This window comes from Nonomuraea spiralis, from assembly GCF_014648435.1.
GTDB classification, from domain to species: Bacteria; Actinomycetota; Actinomycetes; order Streptosporangiales; family Streptosporangiaceae; genus Nonomuraea; species Nonomuraea spiralis.
This window is the reverse complement of the sequence record NZ_BMRC01000016.1, coordinates 147,911-168,372: the sequence shown is the minus strand read 5'-3', so window position 1 is coordinate 168,372 and position 20,462 is coordinate 147,911. Positions and strand designations below refer to the sequence as shown.

Genomic DNA, 20,462 nt, shown 5'->3' with positions numbered 1-20,462 from the left:
GGCTAACCTGACGGATTATGACCTTGGAGGCGCTGAGGGACGGGGATCCGCGGCGGGTGGGGCGCTACGCGCTCCTGGGTCGGCTGGGCGAGGGCGGCATGGGCGTCGTCTACCTGGGCGAGGACCAGAGCGGCGGCCAGGTGGCGGTCAAGCTCATCCACGCCAGGATGGACGCCGATCCGGAGTTCCGGCGGCGGTTCGCCCGCGAGGTGGCCGCGGCCCGGCGGGTCGCCCGGTTCTGCACCGCCCCGGTGCTCGACGCCGACGTCGGGGCGGAGGTGGCGTACCTGGTCACCGAGTACGTCGAGGGGCCGAGCCTCGCGGACGCCGTACGCGAGTCGGGGCCGCTGAAGGGCTCGGCGCTCGACGGGCTGGCGGCGGCCATGGCGATGGCGTTGCGGGCCATCCACGGGGCCGGCGTGGTCCACCGCGATCTCAAGCCGTCGAACGTGTTGTTGTCCCAGGTGGGGCCCAAGGTGATCGACTTCGGCATCGCGCGGCTCGCGGAGTCGGAGATGAGCAGCGCGGTCGTGGGGACGCCGTCGTACATGTCGCCCGAGCAGGTGTCGGGCTCGCGGGTGGGGCCGGCCTCGGACATCTTCTCGTGGGGCTGCACGGTCGCCTTCGCCGCGTCCGGGGTGTCGCCGTTCGGGTCGGGTACGGTGCCGGCGGTCCTGTTACGCGTCGTCAACGAGGCTCCGGACCTGCGGGGGTTGTCGGGGCCGCTGCTGGACCTGGTGACCGCGTCCCTCGCCAAGAGCCCGGCCGCACGGCCCACGGCCCAGGAGCTGATGGACCACCTCAGCACCGCCGACCCGTCGGCCGTCCTCCCCGCCCCGCGCCCTCCGTCCGTCCCCCCACCCGCCCCCGGGCCCGCGTCCACCCGTCCCCCGGCCCCGCCTGAGGAGACGGGCGAGCGGACGGCGGGCAACCGGCGTACGAGGCTGCTGGCGGCGGGCGTGGCCGTCGTGGTGGCCGCCGGCATCACCACGGCGCTGCTGTGGAACCGCCAGGACGCCACCGTCCACCCGGTGACCTCCGGGACCTCCGGGACCACCGGCGGGCGGGCGAGCACGTCCGCCTCGGTACCGCCGGCCAACCCGCTGCGCCGCGACGGCGTCACCTTCTACTCCGAGAAGGAGAAGGCCGCCGCCCGCCAGGCCGCCGTCTGGCAGAAGGACCGGCCCGCGGACGCCGCGCTGATGGACCGGTTGGCCGCCGTCCCCCACGCCATCCGCCTGAACCAGCCCGAGGTCAGGGCCACGGTCGAGGCCACGATGACCGCCGCGCGGGAGGCGGGCGGCGTGCCCGTGTTCCTGATCAACCGCATGCCCGGGGGCGGCGACTGCCTTCCCGCGGGCCCGGGCGACCTGGCCGCCTACAAGGAATGGGTCAACGGCGTGGCCCGCCAGATAGGCGACCACGAGGCGGTGGTCATCCTTGAGCCGTCCAGCCTGGTCAACCTGCCCGGCACCAAGGACTGCAAGCTCGCCGGCACGGCCGAGCAGCGCTACCGCGACCTGCGCGACGCCGTACGGTCGCTCAAGACCGGCCACGCCCGTACGGCCGTCTACCTCGACGGCAGCCAGGACCTCTACCCCGGCACCGAGATCATGGCCGAGCGCCTGATCGGGGCCGGGATCGACGAGGCCGACGGCTTCTTCGTCAACACCGCCTCGCACCAGAGCACCACCAAGGCCGTCGAGTACGGCAAGTCGTTGTCGGCCTGCATCGCCGTCATGCGCAGGACCGGCGGCACGGGCTGCCCGAAGGACGCCGACCCGGGCGCCGGCCTGCCGCACTTCGTCGTGGACACCGCCAGGAACGGCAAGGGCCCGTGGTCCCCGACGAAGACGTACGCGGACCCGCAGACCTGGTGCAACCCGCCGGGCCGGGGCGTCGGCGAGCGTCCGACGACCGACACCGGCGAGGAGCTGGCGGACGCCTACCTGTGGATCACCCGGGCGGGCAGCTCCAGCGGCAGGTGCCGGCGCGGCACGAACGGCGACAAGGACCCCGAGCGGGGCGTGGTGGCCCCGGCGAACGGCGAGTGGTGGCCCGAGCTGGCCCTCGAACGCGCGAAGAACGCCGAACCCCCGCTGCGCTGAGAAGACCGTTGTGGTGAGAAGGCGTTGCGGCGGGAAGGCGTTGCGGCGAGAAGAACCCGATGTTAAGCGCACGTTAGATCTGACCCGCCGCACCTTGTCCGAACAACCTTCTGGGGAGAGGCTCTGGCCTGCATCCACTCCCCCCAGGAGGTCCCACATGAACAAAGCGCGCGTGCCGTGGAAGGCAGTGATCGGCGGCTCCGTCGGCAATCTGGTCGAGTGGTACGACTGGTTCGTCTACAGCAGCTTCGCCGTGTACTTCGCCGCTTCGTTCTTCCCTGAAGGGGACGACACGGCCAAGCTGCTCAACACCGCGGCCATCTTCGCCGTCGGTTTCTTCATGCGCCCGCTGGGCGGCTGGCTGCTCGGCCGCTACGCCGACCGCCGGGGCCGCAAGGCGGCGCTCACGCTCACCGTCACCCTGATGTCGGCCAGCGCGCTGCTGATCGCCGTCGCCCCGACGTACGCGGCGGCCGGCTACTTCGGCGCGCTGGTCCTGGTGGTCGCCCGCCTGCTCCAAGGCCTGTCGGTCGGCGGCGAGTACGCCGCCAGCGCCACGTACCTGACCGAGGCCACCCCGCGCGGCCGGCGCGGCTTCGCCTCCAGCTTCCAGTACGTCTCCATGACCGCCGGCCAGCTCGTCGGCCTCGGCCTGCAGATCATCCTGCAGAACACGATGTCGACCGAGGCCCTGAACTCCTACGGCTGGCGCATCCCGTTCGTGGTCGGGGCCGTGGCCGCCGCGGTCGTGTTCTACCTGCGCCGCAGCCTGCTGGAGACCGAGGTGTACGGCGAGGAGGAAGAGGAGGGCCGGGCCAAGGGCACCATCAGGCAGCTCCTCGCGCACAAGAAGGAGGCGCTGCTGGTCATCGCCCTGACGATGGGCGGCACTGTCGCGTACTACACCTACACGACCTACCTCACCAAGTACCTGTCGATCAGCGCGGGCCTGCCGAAGGAGACCGCGACGCTGGTCAGCTTCTGCGCGCTGTTCATCTTCATGTGCCTCCAGCCGCTGGCCGGGTCGCTGTCGGACCGGATCGGGCGCCGGCCGCTGCTGATCACGTTCGGGATCGGGTCGATGCTGGGGACGGTGCCGCTGATGACGGCGCTCGGCGGGGCGAGCGGCTTCGGGGGCGCGCTCGTCCTGTCGCTCGTCGGGCTGGTCATCGTCACCGGCTACACCTCGATCAACGCCGTGGTGAAGGCCGAGCTGTTCCCGACGCACGTGCGGGCGCTGGGGGTGGCGCTGCCGTACGCGATCGCGAACGCCCTGTTCGGCGGCACCGCCGAGTACGTGGCCCTGTGGTTCAAGCGCCACGACATCGAGTCCGGCTACTTCTGGTACGTCTCCGCCTGCGCGGCCGTGTCCCTCGTCGTCTACCTGACCATGCGCGAGACACGTGACGTGGCACTGTCCCGCAGCGAAGGCGCGCAGCCGTCGGATTCGGTTGCCGCCCGCGTCTAACCTGGCACTATGCGGGTTCTCCTGGTCGAGGACGACGACCGCCTCGCCTCCGCGCTCACCACGGCGCTGGCCCGGCACGGCCATCAGGTCACCCGCGCGGGCCTCGCCGTCGACGCCCTCCGCCTGGCGGGGGGCGTCGACTTCGTGCTGCTCGACCTGGGCCTGCCCGACATGGACGGGCTCGACGCGCTGCGCCGGCTGCGCCGCGTCTCCGCGGTGCCGCTCATCGTGGTCACCGCGCGCACGCAGGAGCGCGAGGTGCTGCGCGGCCTGCGTTCGGGGGCCGACGACTACCTGGTCAAGCCGTTCCGCACGGTCGAGCTGATGGCCCGCATGGAGGCCGTGATGCGGCGCGGCACCCGTCCGATGCCGGTGCGCGACCACGTGGTGTGCGTGGGTGACGTGCGCATCGACCTGGAGGCCAGGCAGGTCACGGTCGCCGGTGAGCCGGTGACGCTGACCAGGCGCGAGTTCGACGTGCTGGCGCTGCTGGCCCGCGAGCCGGGTGTGGTGCGCAGCCGGGAGGAGATCCTCGACGAGGTCTGGGGCGACCCGCTGCTGTCGGCGTCCCGGTCGCTCGACGTGCACGTGGCCGGGCTGCGGTCCAAGACCGGGCGTCCCGGGCTGGTGGAGACGTTGCGCGGCACCGGCTACCGGCTGGGCCCGGCGGGGTGAACGCGCGCCTGGTGGTCACGTTCACCACGCTGATCGTCTTCCTCATCGCGGCGCTGGCGGTGCCGCTCGGCCTGGCCTACGCCTCCCACCGGACCAACCGCCTGCTGCTCGACCGGCGCGCGGACGCCACCCGCTTCGCCGAGCTGGCCGACGCGGCGGCCCGCGACGACGACCGTACGGGCCTGATCACCGAGGTGGCCCGCTACGCCGACCTGTACGGCGCGGCCGTACGGGTCCGCGACCGCGACGGCTCGATCCTGGTCTCGGCGGGCCGGTTCGAGGCCGACGACCGGGAGGCGACCAGGCTCGCGCTGTCCGGCCGTACGACCGAGGACCTGCCCACGGTCAGCCCGTTCGGCCCGGCCACGGTGCTGCTGGCCGAGCCCGCCGGACGCGACGCGCAGCTGTCCGGCGTGGTGCTGCTGGAGGCGCCGACCGGGCAGGCCCGGCTGGACGTGTCGCTGGTCTGGGGCGCGCTGGCGGCCGGGGCGCTGGTCGCGCTGGCCTACTCGGCGCTGGCGGCCCGGCGGCTGGCCCGCTGGATCCTGCGGCCGGTGACCGAGCTCGACCGCACCACGCGGGCCATCGCGCAGGGGCAGCTCGACGCGCGGGCGCATCCCGGGGTGGGCCCGACGGAGCTGCGGCGGCTGGAGGAACGCTTCAACGCGATGGCCGACGCGGTCTCGGCGGCGATGGAACGTCAGCGGGCGTTCGTCGCCGATGCCTCGCACGAGCTGCGCACCCCGCTGACCGTGCTCGGGCTGCGTCTGGAGAACCTGGAGCCGCACCTGCGCGCGGAGGGCACGGCCGAGTACGCCGAGGCGATGTCCGAGCTCGACCGGCTGGCGCTGCTGGTGGAGGACCTGCTGGCGCTGGCCAGGGTCGAGGCGGGCGCGGGCCTGGCGGGCAAGGAGGCCGCGCTCGGCGAGCGGCTGGCGGTGTGGCGGGAGGTCTACGCGGCCAAGGGTGTGTGCCTGGTGGCGGACGTCCCCGACACCGCGGTCGTGCCGGAGGCGGCGGCCAGGATCGCCGACATCGCCCTCGACAACGCCCAGAAGTTCGTCCCCGAGGGCGGCACGGTGACCGTCACGCTCGACGGCGGGGTGTTGCGCGTCGCCGACGACGGGCCGGGGCTGGGCGAGGAGGAGCGGGCCGAGGCGCTGGGCCGGTTCTGGCGGTCGGGGGCGCACGCGAACGTCCCGGGCAGCGGTCTCGGGCTCGCCATCGCCGCCGAGCTGGCCAAGGCGTGCGGGGCCACCCTGCGGCTGCGGCCCGCCGTACCGCACGGGCTGGTGGTCGAGCTGGCCATGGCTCAGCCGTAGACCGAACGGTAGTAGCGGGCGGCGCCCGGGTGGAGGGGGACGACGCCGGTGCCGATGGCGTACCGCTTGTCCAGGCGGCCGCCGGGGGCCGACGGGGCCTGGAGGCGGTCGCGGGCCCTGAAGAGCGTCTCGGTGACGGTGAAGGCCACGTCGTCGGGCAGCGTGGTACGGCACATCAGGTAACTGGGCGTGCCCACGGTCGGCACCTGCCTGGCCGGCCCGTACGCGCCGGCCGGTACGGCGGCGTGTTCGTAGACCGGGCCGTAGAGGCGGCGCAGCACCGGCACCAGCGACTCCATGGGGACGAGCGCGATGTCGCCGAGCGCGGCCAGCGCGGGCGTCGGCACGCCCCCGGACCAGAAGAACGCCTCGATGCGGCCCTCGCGCAGCCCGGTGATGGAGGCGTCGAGCCCGAGCCTGGACAACTCCGGCGGGGTGCGCAGCCCGGCGGCGGACAACACGCGGGTCGCGGTCACCGCCGTGCCCGACCCCTCGGCCCCGATCGAGACCGCGCGCCCCGCCAGGTCCGCGACCGCGGTGATCCGGGCGCCCTCGCGCACGACCAGGTGCACGTAGTTCATGTACATCCGGGCCAATGCGGAGACCGGCTGGTGGCGTACCCTGACCGCGTCGTCGGCGCTGTCGGCCAGCACGAAGCCGACGTCGGCCCGGCCGCCGGCCATCATGGTGAGGTTCTGGACGCTGGCGGCGGTCTCCACCACCCGCACGGTCAGCCCGTCGCGCCGCAGCTCGCCCGCCAGCCGGTCGCCGAGCACGCCGTACGGGCCGCCCGCCAGCCCGGTGACCAGCCGCAGCTCGGCGGGCCGCGCCGCGGAGCAGCCGGCCGCGAGCGCGGCGAGCCCGAGGAAGGCCCGGCGGGATATGGGCATGATTTCACGGTATCCGGTCCCGCAGAATGGACAGCGTGACCGAACAGGACGCACGCCTGCGCATCGCCGACGAGCTGAGGATGTTCCTGCCCGCGAACCGGCGGCGGGAGTGGCAGCAGGTGACCACCGACGGCACCTCGACGCTCGGCCACCACGTCGAGTCGATCGGCATCCCGCTGACCGAGGTTGGCCCGATGGTGGCGGCCGGGCGCGGCGTGGCCCCCGCCCACCTGCTCGCGCCGGGCGAGGTGGTCGAGGTGCACGCGATGCCCCGGCCGCAGCCGCTGCCCGCCGGGCCGCGGTTCCTGCTCGACGTGCACCTGGGCACGCTGGCGCGGCGGTTGCGGCTGCTCGGCGTGGACACCGCGTACCACAACGACATGGACGACCCGGCGCTGGTCGCCCAGGCGAACGAGGAGCGGCGGGTGCTGCTCACCCAGGACCGCGGCCTGCTGCGCCGCCGCGCGCTGTGGCTGGGCGCGTACGTCCGCGGCTCCCGTCCCGCCGACCAGCTCCGCGACGTGCTCGAACGGTTCGCGCCGCCGCTGGCTCCCTGGACACGCTGCACGTCCTGCAACGGCGTGCTCGTCCCGGTGGCCAAGGAGGAGGTCGAGTCGCTGCTGGAGGCCGGCACCAGGCGCAGCTACGACGCGTACGGCCGTTGCGGCGACTGCGGCCGGGTCTATTGGCAGGGCGCGCACAGCGACAACCTTGAGGAAATCGTGCAGTCAGCCCGTATTTGGACTGAGAACGCCTGATTCACGCCGTCTGAAGCAAGCGTCAAGATGATCTCAAAAACGCCCTCCACCTGGGATTACCCGGAAGATCAAGGGTATGAGCAGGGGAAACGGCTCTACCCGAAATCGGGTGCACGCCGACCGTTGAGTAAAAGACTCCAATACGACGTTTATCCGGAATAACGGACACGTCGCGTTTCCGCGTATCCGCAACGCGCACGCCCATGGAGAACGGGAAATTCGCCCAGGATCGGGGGAAACACCGCCATGGCCAAGAACGGAAAGTCCGGCAACCGCGCCGGGCGCGCTCCACACATGTGGAGCATCAGAAGGAAGTGGGCGACCGCCATCGTCGGCATGGCCACGACGCTGGTGGGCCTGCCCGGCGTCGTGGTGAGGTACGGCCAGGCGCAGGGCGAGGGTCAGCCGGCCCGGCTCGCCATCACCGCGCCCGCCACCGGGCCAGGGGCCACCGCGCCGCCCTGCCCGCTGGTGAGAGGCACCGCGACGCTGCCCGAAGGCACGACCCTGCTGGTCGGGGTACGCCGGACGACCGGCACCCCGCGCACGAGGCTCACCCGGTTCTACCGCGTCGACACCGTACGCCCCTCGGGGCAGTGGGACGTACCCGTCTCGCTCGAAGGCGACGACCCCGCGATGGCCGGGGAGTGGTACTCGATCACGGTGCTCACCGTGCCGACCGGGTGGGGCGACTTCCTGGAGCGCGTCGACGGCACGGCGGGCGAGCCGCTGACGACCGCGTCCGCACTGCCGCCGTACGAGGGGCCGGCGCCCTCCATCGAGGTCCAGCGGGAAACCAGTCCCGGCTTCTGCTGAACACCGCCCGACCCGACCCGGCTCGATCCATGAAGGGGCCCGAGGTAAGCAGGCAAGCACAGAACACCACCGCTTTCCTCGGACCCCGCCACCAGACCGATACCTTGGCCGACGAGCAGATTGTTCCTGACGGCCGCCGGCTTCTCCGGTGGGCCGGGCCCTTCCTCTCTCTTCGCCGGGAGGCGAAATTGCACTCCGATGCGCTGACGCACTATCGCGTACTGGTGGAGGAGATCCTGGACGTGCCGGCTGTCGGGCGAGGAGGATCCGGCGCTAGCGGCACACATCGAACGGTTCCACCCCCGGCAGGTACGCCCGCCACTCCGCCGCCGTGAGAGCGCGCCCGGCACGGGCGCACACGGTCGTGGCCACGTGCCGCCGGTCGAGGTCGTGCGTACGGAAGGTGCCGGCGTCGTCCAGGGTGCGCAGCTTCGTCCCGTCGGCCGAGAAGCCGAGCCAGATGTTGTCGCCCATCGACTCGGCCAGCCCGTCGAACACGACGCCGATGTGCCGCCGCGAGGCCACGTCCCACAGGCGGATCCTGGGGCCCTTCTCGTACGTGGCGATCAGGCGGCCGTCGGGCGACCAGGCGGGCAGCTCGAACCGGTCCGCGCCCGGCACGGTGGGGAACGCCCCGAGCAGCGTACGCAGGTCCCGGTCCCATAGCGTGAGCCGGCCGGGATGGGAGAAGGCCACCTGGCGGCCGTCGGGGCTGTAGGCGAAGGCGCCGCCGATCAGCCTGGCCTCGGCCCCCACCGGCAACACGGCCCCGGCCGCCGGGTCGTAGAGCCGCAGCTCGGGGCCGCCCATGAGCAGCCGGGAGCCGTCCGGCGCGAAGCTCATGGGCCCGACGCCGGCCACCTTCGTGGTCCTCGTCCGTCCGCCCGCGAGGTCGCGCAGCTCCAGCGGCAACCCCCGCTCGAACCTGGAGGGCAGCACGGCCAGGGTGCGGCCGTCGGGGCTGAAGGCGAGCGCGTCGGCCCGCTCCGCCCCTTTCCCGGCCAGCTCGAACGTCTGCCTCTCCCGGCCGTCGGCGACGTCGAGCACGCGGACGCGGTCGCCGTCGCCGTAGGCCAGCCGCGTGCCGTCCCGGCTGAACGCCATCGCCGACCCCTCGCCCTTCCAGGCGACCGGGCCGGCCAGGCGGCGGTGGGTCGCCGGGTCGAGCAGTTCGAGCCGGCTCCGGCGCTTGACGGCCAGCACCCGGCCGTCCTGGCGCATCCGCAGGTCGGGCAGCTCGCCCTCGACCGGGGGGTCGAACACCGTGGAGACGTCGACGGTGGAGACGCCGCCGGCCGCGTCCAGCAGGCGTACGGCCTTGCCCGCCAGGTCGAAGCGGACCTGCGTGACGCCGTCCGGCAGCGGGAGCCGCAGCGCGGGCACCAGGCTGTCGCGCGGCCGCAGGGTGAGCAGGTCCGCCGGTCGCCACATGGCCACGTACCGGCCGCCGAAGACCACGTCCGCGGCCTGCGCGTTCTGGCCGTCGAACTCGTACACGGTGGTGCGGGCGGGCAGCTCGTACAGGTGGATCCTGGGTTTGTCGTGGCGGGGGACGTCCTCGACGACCACGAGGTCGCGGCCGTCGTCGCTGAACCTGGCCTCGACGGCGGTGCCGGTGCCGGGCATCATCGGCAGGTCCAGCGGCCGGCCGCGGCCGAGGTCCCACACCTCGGCGCTCTCCTCGCCCTCGGCGACGAAGCCGTAGTGGCCGTCGGGGCTGACGCCGTTCAGGATCGCGCCGCCGGGGGCGGTGAGGGGGGTGCGGGTGGCGACGTCCCACCACTGCTCGGCCTCGGAGCCGTACGGGACCGAGAGCCGGCGGCCGGTGCGGTCGAACTCCAGCGCCCCCAGCCCGCTCGCCTTGCCCGCGAACCGGCCGCCGAGCGGCCTGCCGGTGACGGTGTCCCACAGCCGCACGCCCTTGCCGTCCAGGGCGGCCAGGAGGCGGCCGTCGAGGCTCACGGCGAGGGTCTGCACGCCTGCGCCGAGACCGGTCACCTCGTGCAACTTCCGCCCGGTCGGGACGTCCCAGAGGCGGGCGGTGCCGTCCGTCGCGGAGGCCAGGACGCGGCCGTCCGCGCTGAGCGCCTGCACGCTCGCCGTGTTCACGTACGGCGCCACGAACACGTCGGTGACGTGCTGGGACGCCGCCTCGTACAGCGCGCCCGACGTCTCGATCAGCGCCGGGGCCAGCCGCCAGGCCGCCACGGACAGCAGGCCGGACAGCGCGGGCTCCAGCTCGCGCAGCCCGGCGGCGCGCAGGGCCAGTTCCCTGGCCAGCGCCTCGTCCCGCTGGCGGGCCGACTCCCTGCGCAGGTACTCGGCCGTCCCGAGCCCGCCCAGCGCGGCCACCAGCAACACCGCCAGCACGGCCGCGACCAGGCCGCGCCGTCTGGAGCGCCGGCGGGCCTGCCCGGCGGCGGCGTCCAGGAACTCGCGCTCGCGCCTGGCCAGTGTGAGGTCCTTGCGCTCGGTGGCGGCCCACCGCAGCGTACGGTCCAGGTTGGTGCCGTGCAGCAGGTCGGCGGGCTTGCGGCCGTGGTCGTCCCACTCGGCGGCGGCCTCGGCCAGGCGCCGGTGCACGGGCAGCCCCTCGCGGTTGCCCGCCAGCCAGTCGCGCAGCCGCGGCCACGCCCGCACCAGGCCGGGGGCCACCAGCTCGTACGCGCCGCCGCTCGCCGCCAGGATGCCCGCCGAGGCGAACACGCCGAGCATCGAGTCGACCGTCTTCGCCTCCGGCAGTTCCTCGCGCTCCACGGGCCGCAGCGCGTCGCCGTCGAGCAGGCGCAGGAAGACCTCGGGCACGACCGCCCGCTCGGCCTCGCTCAGCTCGCCGTAGAGCTCCTCGGCGATCGCCCCCAGGTCGGGCCCGGCCTGCCCCTTCAGCTCCCCCGCCACGATCCCGCCACGGGCGAGCGGGTCGGCGGCGTCCGGACGGCCGCCCTCGCCCAGCAGGCGGAGCAGCAGGTCCCCGGCGGCGGGCCGGTCGGCGGGGTCGCGGGCGGTGGCCGCCGACACGAGTGGGGCCAGCTCCTCCGGCAACCCTGAGACGTCCGCCTCGAACTCCAGCACCCGGCCCACGACCGCCATCGGCTCGCCCGCCTCGACCGCGTCGTGTCCCCGCGCCGCGAACAGCACCACCATCCCCCACGCCCACACGTCGGCCGCCCCGGTGGCGGCGCGCCCGGTGAGCACCTCGGGCGCCATGTAGCCGGGCGTGCCCATGATCGGCCCGCTCGTGGTCGGCCCGGCCTCCCTGGCCACGCCGAAGTCGATCACGCGGGGGCCGTCCGGGCCCAGGATGATGTTGTCCGGTTTGAGGTCGCGGTGCACGATCCCGGCCCGGTGGATGGCCGTCAGCGCGGTCGCGACCCCGATCGCCAGGCGGCGCAGCGCGTCCTGCCCGTACGCCCCCGTCCCGGCCGCCACCTCACGCAGGCTGCGCCCGGGGACGTACTCGCTGACGATGTACAACGGCGCCTCGTCCACCTGCGCCTCGATCACCTTGGCCGTGCAGAACGAGGCCACCCGCTGGGCCGCCGCCGCCTCCCCGGCCAGCCGCGTACGCGACTCCGCGCTGTCGAACCTGGGCACCTTGACCGCGACGCGCTCCCCGGCCTCGCCGTACGCCTCGTAGACCACGCCCTGGCCACCGGCCCCCAGCCGACCGGCCAGCCAGTAGCGTCCCAACCGGTGAGGGTCGGACGGAGTGAGGGGAGCCATCAGATGTGCCATTCTGATCTACGTCTCCTCCCAAAAGGAAGGCCGCGTGGAATTTCGCATCATGGGGCCGCTCCACGTCCGCGACGGCGGCCGGGATCGTACACCCACGACCCCGAAGCACCGGGACCTGCTGGCGATGTTCCTGCTCAACGCGGGCCGCCCGCTGACCGTGGAACGGCTGCGCCGGCTGTTGTGGCCGCGCGAGGGCGGCGACCGCTCCGACTCCCTCGTCCGCGGGTACGTGGGCCAGCTCCGCCAGCTCCTGGGCAAGGACGTGATCACGACCGTGTCCGGCTCGTACGTGCTGACGATCGGCGACGACCAGCTCGACGTGGACCGGTTCCGGCTGCTGGTGGACCGGGGCTCGTACGAGGAGGCGCTGACGCTGTGGCGCGGCCCCGCGCTGGAGGACGTGGACCCCGACGGCGAGCGCTGGCAGGAGACCCGGCGCCTGCGCGAGGAACTGGAGGAGCTGCGCCTGCTCGCGCTGGAGCGCCGCCTCCAGGCCGACCTGGACGCCGGCCGCCACCGCGAGCTGCTGGCCGAGCTGAAGCACCTGACCAGGCAGCACCCGATGTGGCAGCGCTTCCGCGGCCAGTACATGCTGGCCCTCTACCGCAGCGGCCGCCGGGTGGACGCGCTGGCCGCGTACGCGGTGCTGCGCGACCAGCTCGACGGCGGCCACGCGATCGAGCCGGACCCCGAGCTGCAACTCCTCTACCACCGCATGCTGCACGACGACGTGTCGCTGCACGTGTCGGCGGGCCCGCCGGTGTTGCTGCCGCCCGACATCCCCAGCTTCACCGGCCGCGCCGACCTGCTCGGCCGGGTCGTCGGCGGCCAGGTCGTGGTGCACGGCCAGGCGGGCGCGGGCAAGTCGGCCCTGGCCGTGCACGCCGCCTGGCTGGCCCGCGAGTCCTTCCCCGACGGCATCCTGTACGCCGACCTGCGCGAGACCACGACCCCCTCGGCCGTCCTGGAGGACTTCCTGCGCTGGCTGGGCTGCCCGGCCCAGGCCGTACCGGCCGGGCTGGAGCAGCGCGAACGCCTGTTCCGCGCCTACACGGCCAACCGCCGCCTGCTGGTGCTGCTGGACAACGCCGCCGGCGAGGCCCAGGTGCGCCCGCTGCTGACGTCCTGCCCGACGGTCGTGACCAGCCGTTCGTCCCTGGGCGGGCTGACCGGCGCGACCCGGCTGTCAGTGGGCGTGCTCGGCCAGGAGGAGGCCCTGGACCTGCTCGTGGCCGGCTCGGGACGCCCCGCGGACGAGTCGCTGCGCCGGCTGGCCCGCTTCTGCGGCGGCCTGCCGATCGCGCTGCGCATCGCCGCGTCCAGGCTGGCCGCCCGCCCGAACTGGACGGTCGACTACCTCGTGAGCCTCCTGGAGGACGAGCACAAGCGGCTCGACAGGCTGCACGCGGGCGACCAGACGGTCCGCAGCGTGTTCACCGTCGGCTACGAGGGGCTGCCCGAGCCGGCCAGGCTCACGCTGCGCGGGCTCGGCGCGCTGTCGGCCCCCGACTTCGCCGACTGGCTCACCGACCAGCTCGGCGGCGGCGCCGAGGCCCTGGTGGACGCGGGCCTCCTGGAGACGCACGGCGTGGACGCGGCCGGTCAGATCCGCTACCGGATGCACGACCTGACCCGGCTGTTCGCCCGCGAGCAGCCGCTGCCGGGGGTGCTGGCCAAGGTGTCGGCGATCGTGCTGGCCCGGGTGCAGGCGTCGCGGTTCTCGCTGGTGTCCGGCGATCCCGGCACGGCCGTGGCGACCAGGGACATCAGGGAGTCGGTCGAGTGGCTGGACGCCGAGCGGCCGTTCCTGGTGAGCCTGGTGGCCGACCTGCACGCCGCGGGGCTGGACGAGCCGTGCTGGCGGCTGGCGCACCTGCTGGGGCCGTACCTGGAGCGGCACCGGTTCCTCGACGACTGGCGGGCGGTCTCGGAGCGGGCGCTGGAGTCCGCCCAGCGGGCCGCCGACGACCGGGGGGAGGCACTCGTCCTGCTCGACCAGGGCGACCTGCACCTGGCCGAACGCGATTGGGACCTGGCCCACGAGAAGCTGCGGCTGGCGCTCGGCATGTTCCTGCGGCAGGGCCGCGACCGCGACGTCAACCACACCCGGCGCCGCCTGGGCCGCGTGCACCTGGAACGCGACCGGCTGGAGGAGGCCGAGCGGGCGCTGCTGACCTGCCTGGACGCGGCCGGCAACCAGCGTGACGCCGCCGACGCCGAGCGTGTGCTCGGCGCGGTGCTGCGCCGCGCGGGCCGCCTGGAGGAGGCCGCCGTCCACCTGCTGGCGGCCGTCGGCCATCTCACCGAGCTGGGCGACCGGCACCGCCAGGCCGACACCCTGCTCGACCTGGCCGCCGTACGCCTGGCGCAGGGCGCCAAACCCGACGCCCGCTCCGCCGCGGAACGGGCCAGGAGCATCGCCGTACGGCTCGGCGACCGCCTGCTCGACGCGCACGCCCTGCTGACCCTGGCCCGCGTCAACCGGGCCGAGGGCGCGGCCGAACGCGCCCGCGAGCTGGCCAGGACCGCGCTGGACGTCTTCGACGAGACCGGCGACCGCCAGGCCGCCGCCAACGCCCGCGCCCTCCTCGCCACCCCCTGAAGTCCCGTCCGCCGCCAACCCCCGCGCCGGCCGTCCGGCTTGGTGACGACTCCGTCGCGTCGGGTGGTGAGGGGCGGGGCCCCGGCTTACAGTGATCGTGTGGCCGATGACCTCAAGCCCGCCCGGACGACGTCCGCCCGCCGCGGCGCCGCGCTGGCCGTCGCCGTCGCGGCCGCTCTCCTGGTGCTCACCGCGATCATGCCCTGGGCCGGTGTCGAGGCCCGCAGCGACCTGCTCGGCGGCGGCGTCTCCGACGACGTGCGCGGCGTCGACGTCAGCACGGGCCTCTACACGCTCCTCGCCGGCCTGGCCGCGCTCGCGTTCGGCGTCACGGGCCTGCTCGGCGGCCGGCCGCGCGTCGCGGCCCTGGCCGTGATCCCCGGCGCGCTGGCCACGGTGTTGCTGGTGCTGTTCGTCTCCGACCCCCAGCGCATCGGCGACCGGCTCTCCATCGACCTGGGCCGGCTGTTGTCGGTCGAGCCGGTCATCAGGTTCGGCTGGTTCGCCGCGCTGGCCTGCTCGATCGCGATCGTCGTGTTGTCGGTGCTGGCCCTGCCGCGCCGCCCACGCTGACCGTCCTGAGCGACCGGGTCAGTCGAAGAAGCCGAGGCGGCGAAGCTGCTTGGGGTCGCGCTGCCAGTCCTTGGCCACGCTGATGCGCAGGTCGAGGTAGACCCGCGTGCCGAGCAGCGCCTCGATCTGCTTGCGGGCCTTGGTGCCGACGTCGCGCAGCCGCTCGCCCTTGTGCCCGATGACGATGGCCTTCTGGGAGGGCCGCTCGACGAACATGTGGGCGTAGATGTCGAGCAGGTCGTCGCGCCCCTCGCGGGGCATCATCTCGTCGACGACCACGGCGATCGAGTGCGGCAGCTCGTCGCGTACGCCCTCCAGGGCCGCCTCCCTGATCAGCTCGCCCACCATCACCTGCTCGGGCTCGTCGGTGAGCTGCCCGCCCTCGTAGAGCGGCGGCGACTCGGGCAGGTGCTCGATCAGCACGTCGCCCAGCACGTCGAGCTGCTCCCCCGACTGCGCCGACACCGGCACGACGGCCGCGAACTCGGCCACCTGCGACACCGCGAGGAGCTGCTGGGCGATCTGTTCCCTGCTTGCCAGGTCGCACTTGGTCACGACGGCGACCACGGGCGTCTTCTTGACCGCCGACAGCTTGTCGGCGATGAAACGGTCGCCCTTGCCGATCGGCTCGTTGGCCGGGACGCAGAAGCCGATCACGTCGACCTCGGTGAGCGTGGACAACACCAGGCTGTCCAGCCGCTCGCCGAGGAGGGTGCGCGGCCGGTGCAGGCCCGGCGTGTCCACGATGACGATCTGGGCGTCGGGGCGGTGCACGATGCCCCTGATGACCCGCCTGGTCGTCTGCGGCTTGGACGAGGTGATCGCCACCTTCGCGCCGACCAGGGCGTTCATCAACGTGGACTTGCCGACGTTCGGCCTTCCCACGAAGCAGGCGAATCCGGCGCGATGGTTGTCTGGCGAAGTCACATTGTGCATTGTCGCTTATCAGCCGGCGTGTTCACGCCACCAGGTGAACGCGTCGGGCAGCGCGCCCGGCGTCCAGGCCGTCGTCGTGAGGCCGCCGACCTCGTGCTCGGCCACCCACTTGTAGTCGGTGATCTCCTCGCCGTCGGGGGTCGGCGTGCCGGAGGCGAGCGTGCAGGCGTACATGGCGATCACGTACGCGACCTCGTGGCCGTTGGGGTAGACCGTGTGGTACTCCGGGCCGCCGAAGACGCCGATCAGCCCGCGTACCTCGACCTCGATGGCCAGCTCCTCGCGCAGCTCCCTGACCACGGCGTCCTCGGGGCGCTCGCCGGGGTCGACGCCGCCGCCGGGCGTGGCCCACAGGCCGACGTCGCCGTGCTTGGCCATCAGCACCCGGCCCGCCTGGTCGAACACGCATCCGTTGACCGACGGCAACATGATCAGGTCGTTGCCTATCTTGGCCCGCAGCCGGGCCAGGAACGGCGACATGGCCACGTCAGGACCTCAGCGTGCCGTCGGGGCCGGCCACGAGCAGGGCCTTGACGCCCAGCTCGGCCGCGACCGCCTCGTCGGCCGGGTCCGGCTCGCCCGCCGTCACCAGCGCCACGGCCTCCAGCGAACGCGCGCCGCTGGAGATCGCCATCGCCGCCGCGACCTGTACGGCCGACAACCTCAGCGACGACAACGCGACGTTGGTCGCCGAGTACGTGCGCCCGGTCTCGTCGCGCACGGCGGCCCCCTCCGCCGCCTCGTTGCGTGCCCTGGCCGCCCGCGCCAGAGTGATGATCTTGCTGTCTTCAGGATCGAGAGTCACGGGAACCAGGTTAGGCGGTGGACATCGACAGCACGGCGGCGACCAGTTTCTTCGTCCGGTCCCGGTCCACGTCGGTCATTCCCGCGTGCACGACCGACACCAGCGTGTCACCGGTCCGCGACAACACGACGTCCAGCGCGTACGGGTAGCCGTTCAGCCGCCCGCGCAGCCGCGTACCGACGACCTCGTCGCCGGACCGGCCCGCGTCGCCGATGTCCAGCCGGCGGGCGCGCAGGTCGGTGCCGCCGGCCACCCTGATCTCCCGGCACGACTCCAGGCCGTCGCTGAGCGCGTCGAAGCTGGTCTCGGCCTCGTCGCCGGCGTACCGCGCGAGGCCGACGCCGGCCCGCTCCCCCAGGCCGTCCCCCTGGTAGCTGACCGCGGCCTGGCCGGTGAGCCCTTCCTGCGGCGCGTGCCCGGCCGCCGCGTCGAGCGCGGATCCGCAGTCCTTGTCCAGCCGGCCGAACGGCACCCGCCACGCCTGCTCCGGCCGTTGCGCGAAGCCGTCCGGCAGGCTCGGCCGCCTGTTGAGCACCTCACGGAGCTCGGCCATGGCGTGGGCGTCCACGACGCTGTCCGCGCCGCCGCCGGCGCAGCCCGCCAGGGTCGCGGCCAGCAGCCCGTACAGGATGATCCCCGGTTTCATGATTCCCCCTGGACCGCAGCCTCCCCAGGTGACGAATGCGGCAATCTCCACGGAGTCTCCACCAAACGCAAAAAGGGTGCCCCCGTCCGGTTTTCCAGACGAGAACACCCTTTACGCCGATCGACGTCCAAGCCGGCTAGCTGGCCGGAACGCCGTCGTCCCCCCAGGAGCGCCCTCCCGCCGCGAACCCCACCCGGCGTTCGGACGCTTCCTCGTGACACCCACCGCACCGGGTGTCAGGTATGACACTGCCGGAACCCACTTGCAGGAGACTTGTAGAACACTTGCGGCAACTCCCCGCAAAGCGGTCACTCGCGGTCGGCCGCGGCCTGATCCGTCTCCTCCTCGGGCCGCGTGACCCGGCGGACCACGACGGTGCTGATGCGGTTGCGCCGCCCGGCCAGGCTCTCGGCCGTCAGCTCCAGCCCGGCCACCTCCGACTGCGACCCGGCGATCGGCACCCGGCCGAGCGCGTGGGCCAGCAGGCCGCCGACCGTCTCGACGTCGTCGACGTCGATCTCGGTGTCGAACAGCTCGCCCAGCTCGTCGACCGGCATGCGGGCGGTCACCCGCATGCCGCCGTCGGGCATGGTCTCCACGCGCGGGGCCTCCTGGTCGTACTCGTCGGTGATCTCGCCGACGATCTCCTCCAGGACGTCTTCGATGGTGACGAGGCCGGCGGTGCCGCCGTACTCGTCGATGACGATCGCCATATGGATCTGCCGGGCCTGCATCTCGCGCATGAGCTGGTCGATGGGCTTGCTCTCCGGCACGTACGCGGCCGATCGCATGATCGACTCGACCGTCTCCTTGCCGCCGCCCTCCCCCGACTCGTGGATCTTGCGGGCGATGTCCTTGAGGTAGGCGATGCCGATGACGTCGTCCTCGTTCTCGCCCACGACCGGGATGCGGGAGAAGCCGCTGCGCAGCGCGAGCGACAGCGCCTGGCTGATCGTCTTGCCCCGCTCGATGTAGACCATGTCCGTACGGGGCACCATGACCTCGCGGACCAGCGTGTCGCCCAGCTCGAAGACCGAGTGGATCATCTCGCGCTCGTCCGGCTCGATCACCCGCCGCTCCTCGGCCAGGTCGACCAGGTCGCGCAGCTCGGCCTCCGAGGTGAACGGCCCGTCGCGGAAGCCCTTGCCGGGGGTCAGCGCGTTGCCGAGCAGGATGAGCAGCTTGGGCAGCGGGCCGAAGATGCGGGTCAGGCCGTAGACGATCGGCGCCCCGGCCAGCGCGACCGGCTCGGCGTGCTGGCGGCCCAGCGTACGGGGCATGACCCCGACGACGACGTAGCTGACCACGATCATGACCGCCGCGGCGGCCACGTACGCCCAGCCCTGGTCGTGCATGAGGTCGATGAACAGCAGCGTGGCGATGACCGTCGCCACCAGCTCACAGCTCAGGCGCAGCAGCAGGAGCAGGTTGAGGTAGCGCGGCGGGTCGGTGACGATGGCCTGGAGGCGCTCGGCCCCGCGTCTGCCCTCGCGGACGAACTCCTCCGCGCGCACCCTGGAGATGCGCGTCAGTGCCGTCTCCGCACTGGCGATCAGGCCACCGATGATCACAAGGGCGATGGCCCACAGCAACCAGGCGTTCACCGCGAGTCGCGCACCTCCTGCCAGGACTCAAGAAGCTGAGCCTGCAGCCCGAACATCTCCTTGTGCTCCTCGGGCTCGGCGTGGTCGTAGCCGAGCAGGTGCAGGATGCCGTGGGTGCACAGCAGCTCCAGCTCGTCCTGGGCGCTGTGGCCGGCCTCCTGGGCCTGCCTGGCCGCCACCTGCGGGCAGAGCACGACGTCGCCGAGCAGCGCCGGGTCGGCCGGGCTCTCGCCGTCGCCGCGGGCGCCGCCGCCGGGACGCAGCTCGTCCATCGGGAAGGCCAGCACGTCGGTCGGGCCGGGCTCGCCCATCCACTTCTCGTGCAGCTCGGCCATGGCGTCCTCGTCGACGACCACGATGGACAGCTCGGCGAGCGGGTTGATGCCCATCTCGCCGAGCACGTGGGTGGCCAGCGCGACGAGGTTCTCCTCGTCGACGCCGACACCGGACTCGTTGTTGATCTCGATGCTCACGGGCGTCGTTTCCCCCGGTGGATGGCCTTCGGCTCCTGTGCGGCCTGGGTGGCGTCGTAGCGCCCGTAGGCGTCGACGATCTCGCTCACCAGCTTGTGGCGCACGACGTCGGCGCTGGACAGGCGGGCGAAGTGGATGTCGGGGATGCCCTCCAGGATCTCCTGGACGACACGCAGCCCGCTCACCGTGCCCGAGGGCAGGTCGACCTGGGTGACGTCACCCGTGACGACGATCTTGGAGTTGAACCCCAGCCGGGTCAGGAACATCTTCATCTGCTCGGCCGAGGAGTTCTGGGCCTCGTCGAGGATGATGAAGGCGTCGTTGAGAGTACGGCCGCGCATGTACGCCAGCGGGGCGACCTCGATCGTGCCCGCGGCCATCAGCTTCGGGATCGAGTCGGGGTCGACCATGTCGTGCAGCGCGTCGTAGAGCGGCCGCAGGTAGGGGTCGATCTTCTCGTAGAGGGTGCCGGGCAGGAAGCCGAGCCGCTCGCCCGCCTCGACCGCCGGCCTGGTCAGGATGATGCGGTTGACCCGCTTCTCCTGCAGCGCCCGCACGGCCTTGGCCATCGCCAGGTACGTCTTGCCGGTGCCCGCGGGCCCGATGCCGAACACGACCGTGTGCTGGTCGATCGCGTCGACGTACCGCTTCTGGTTGACGGTCTTCGGCCTGATCGTGCGCCCGCGCGAGGACAGGATGTCGAGCGAGAGCACCTCGGCCGGGCGGTCGGAGGTCATGCGCAGCATGGCGATGCTCCGCTCGACCGCGTCGGGCGTGAGCTCGCCCCCGCTGCGCAGCACCTCGACCAGCTCCTCGAACAGGCGCACCACGGCGCCGCTCTCGTCGGGGCTGCCGGTGACGGTGATCTCGTTGCCCCGTACGTGGATGTCGGCCCTGAAGGCGCCCTCGATGACGCGAAGCAGTTCGTCGCGGGAGCCGAGGAGGCTGACCATCGGGTATTCGTCCGGAATCAGCACCTTGGCTTGAGTGCGCGAGGGAGGTGCCGTGCGTCGGGATTCATGTAGTTCGGACATGGGCAGGCCAGCGGCCT

17 protein-coding genes are annotated in these 20,462 nt (G+C 72.9%); 8 read left to right on the top strand and 9 right to left on the bottom strand.

Features of this window, described 5'->3' with window-relative positions; all coding sequences use genetic code 11:
* Positions 1 to 17: 17 nt before the first annotated feature.
* From IEZ27_RS33810 to IEZ27_RS33795, 4 genes are all read left to right on the top strand, one after another.
* Positions 18 to 2,108, top strand: coding sequence for a protein kinase domain-containing protein (locus IEZ27_RS33810; protein WP_189650966.1), 2,091 nt, complete (start codon positions 18 to 20; stop codon positions 2,106 to 2,108).
* A 157-nt stretch (positions 2,109 to 2,265) separates the two neighbouring features.
* Positions 2,266 to 3,576: an MFS transporter gene (locus tag IEZ27_RS33805; RefSeq protein ID WP_189650965.1), complete on the top strand. Its 1,311-nt coding sequence runs from the start codon at positions 2,266 to 2,268 to the stop codon at positions 3,574 to 3,576.
* Positions 3,577 to 3,585: 9 nt separating this feature from the next.
* Positions 3,586 to 4,251, top strand: a complete 666-nt coding sequence (locus IEZ27_RS33800; RefSeq protein ID WP_125633345.1) for a response regulator transcription factor — start codon at positions 3,586 to 3,588, stop codon at positions 4,249 to 4,251.
* Positions 4,248 to 5,573: a sensor histidine kinase gene (locus IEZ27_RS33795; protein ID WP_189650964.1), complete on the top strand. Its 1,326-nt coding sequence runs from the start codon at positions 4,248 to 4,250 to the stop codon at positions 5,571 to 5,573. Before IEZ27_RS33800 ends, IEZ27_RS33795 begins: the two co-directional genes overlap by 4 nt.
* Here the strand turns inward: IEZ27_RS33795 and IEZ27_RS33790 are convergent.
* Positions 5,564 to 6,463 carry a TAXI family TRAP transporter solute-binding subunit gene (locus IEZ27_RS33790; RefSeq protein WP_229824586.1) on the bottom strand — a complete coding sequence of 300 codons (900 nt, stop codon included), beginning with the start codon at positions 6,461 to 6,463 and terminating at the stop codon, positions 5,564 to 5,566. The genes IEZ27_RS33795 and IEZ27_RS33790 overlap by 10 nt on opposite strands.
* A gap of 26 nt (positions 6,464 to 6,489) precedes the next feature.
* On the opposite strand from IEZ27_RS33790, the gene IEZ27_RS33785 reads away from it, so the two are divergent.
* A complete protein-coding gene (locus IEZ27_RS33785) occupies positions 6,490 to 7,221 on the top strand; it encodes a Mut7-C RNAse domain-containing protein (RefSeq protein ID WP_189650963.1) in 732 nt (243 codons plus the stop codon).
* 246 nt (positions 7,222 to 7,467) lie between these two features.
* On the top strand, positions 7,468 to 8,037 hold the full coding sequence (locus tag IEZ27_RS33780) for a hypothetical protein (protein WP_189650962.1): 570 nt from the start codon (positions 7,468 to 7,470) through the stop codon (positions 8,035 to 8,037).
* Positions 8,038 to 8,310: 273 nt separating this feature from the next.
* Here IEZ27_RS33780 and IEZ27_RS33775 read toward each other — a convergent pair whose 3' ends face one another.
* Positions 8,311 to 11,727 carry a WD40 repeat domain-containing serine/threonine protein kinase gene (locus tag IEZ27_RS33775; RefSeq protein ID WP_189650961.1) on the bottom strand — a complete coding sequence of 1,139 codons (3,417 nt, stop codon included), beginning with the start codon at positions 11,725 to 11,727 and terminating at the stop codon, positions 8,311 to 8,313.
* Between the two features lie 79 nt (positions 11,728 to 11,806).
* On the opposite strand from IEZ27_RS33775, the gene IEZ27_RS33770 reads away from it, so the two are divergent.
* A complete protein-coding gene (locus IEZ27_RS33770; RefSeq protein ID WP_189650960.1) occupies positions 11,807 to 14,374 on the top strand; it encodes an AfsR/SARP family transcriptional regulator in 2,568 nt (855 codons plus the stop codon).
* A 99-nt stretch (positions 14,375 to 14,473) separates the two neighbouring features.
* On the top strand, positions 14,474 to 14,947 hold the full coding sequence (locus IEZ27_RS33765) for a hypothetical protein (protein WP_189650959.1): 474 nt from the start codon (positions 14,474 to 14,476) through the stop codon (positions 14,945 to 14,947).
* Positions 14,948 to 14,965: 18 nt separating this feature from the next.
* Here the strand turns inward: IEZ27_RS33765 and era are convergent, their stop codons facing one another.
* The 7 genes from era to IEZ27_RS33730 form a co-directional block, all read right to left on the bottom strand.
* Positions 14,966 to 15,874 carry a GTPase Era gene (era, locus tag IEZ27_RS33760; protein ID WP_379478615.1) on the bottom strand — a complete coding sequence of 303 codons (909 nt, stop codon included), beginning with the start codon at positions 15,872 to 15,874 and terminating at the stop codon, positions 14,966 to 14,968.
* A gap of 18 nt (positions 15,875 to 15,892) precedes the next feature.
* A complete protein-coding gene (locus IEZ27_RS33755) occupies positions 15,893 to 16,363 on the bottom strand; it encodes an NUDIX domain-containing protein (RefSeq protein WP_229824594.1) in 471 nt (156 codons plus the stop codon).
* Between the two features lie 7 nt (positions 16,364 to 16,370).
* Positions 16,371 to 16,688, bottom strand: a complete 318-nt coding sequence (locus IEZ27_RS33750; protein ID WP_189650956.1) for a cytidine/deoxycytidylate deaminase family protein — start codon at positions 16,686 to 16,688, stop codon at positions 16,371 to 16,373.
* A gap of 10 nt (positions 16,689 to 16,698) precedes the next feature.
* Positions 16,699 to 17,334: a hypothetical protein gene (locus IEZ27_RS33745; RefSeq protein ID WP_189650955.1), complete on the bottom strand. Its 636-nt coding sequence runs from the start codon at positions 17,332 to 17,334 to the stop codon at positions 16,699 to 16,701.
* Between the two features lie 308 nt (positions 17,335 to 17,642).
* Positions 17,643 to 18,938: a hemolysin family protein gene (locus IEZ27_RS33740; RefSeq protein WP_189650954.1), complete on the bottom strand. Its 1,296-nt coding sequence runs from the start codon at positions 18,936 to 18,938 to the stop codon at positions 17,643 to 17,645.
* Positions 18,935 to 19,411 carry an rRNA maturation RNase YbeY gene (gene ybeY, locus IEZ27_RS33735; RefSeq protein ID WP_125633373.1) on the bottom strand — a complete coding sequence of 159 codons (477 nt, stop codon included), beginning with the start codon at positions 19,409 to 19,411 and terminating at the stop codon, positions 18,935 to 18,937. Before ybeY ends, IEZ27_RS33740 begins: the two co-directional genes overlap by 4 nt.
* Complete coding sequence (locus IEZ27_RS33730; protein WP_125633375.1) at positions 19,408 to 20,445, bottom strand: PhoH family protein; 1,038 nt, start codon at positions 20,443 to 20,445, stop codon at positions 19,408 to 19,410. The genes ybeY and IEZ27_RS33730 overlap by 4 nt, the downstream gene beginning before the upstream one ends.
* Positions 20,446 to 20,462 lie beyond the last annotated feature (17 nt).

Excerpts from the sequence above, each read along its gene's own strand:
- IEZ27_RS33810 (WP_189650966.1), top strand. The coding sequence starts at position 18 with ATGACCTTGGAGGCGCTGAGGGACGGGGATCCGCGGCGGGTGGGGCGC.
- IEZ27_RS33790 (WP_229824586.1), bottom strand. The coding sequence starts at position 6,463 with ATGCCCATATCCCGCCGGGCCTTCCTCGGGCTCGCCGCGCTCGCGGCC.
- IEZ27_RS33805 (WP_189650965.1), top strand. The coding sequence starts at position 2,266 with ATGAACAAAGCGCGCGTGCCGTGGAAGGCAGTGATCGGCGGCTCCGTC.
- IEZ27_RS33755 (WP_229824594.1), bottom strand. The coding sequence starts at position 16,363 with ATGTCGCCGTTCCTGGCCCGGCTGCGGGCCAAGATAGGCAACGACCTG.
- IEZ27_RS33785 (WP_189650963.1), top strand. The coding sequence starts at position 6,490 with ATGGACAGCGTGACCGAACAGGACGCACGCCTGCGCATCGCCGACGAG.
- IEZ27_RS33780 (WP_189650962.1), top strand. The coding sequence starts at position 7,468 with ATGGCCAAGAACGGAAAGTCCGGCAACCGCGCCGGGCGCGCTCCACAC.
- IEZ27_RS33730 (WP_125633375.1), bottom strand. The coding sequence starts at position 20,445 with ATGTCCGAACTACATGAATCCCGACGCACGGCACCTCCCTCGCGCACT.
- IEZ27_RS33745 (WP_189650955.1), bottom strand. The coding sequence starts at position 17,334 with ATGAAACCGGGGATCATCCTGTACGGGCTGCTGGCCGCGACCCTGGCG.
- IEZ27_RS33800 (WP_125633345.1), top strand. The coding sequence starts at position 3,586 with ATGCGGGTTCTCCTGGTCGAGGACGACGACCGCCTCGCCTCCGCGCTC.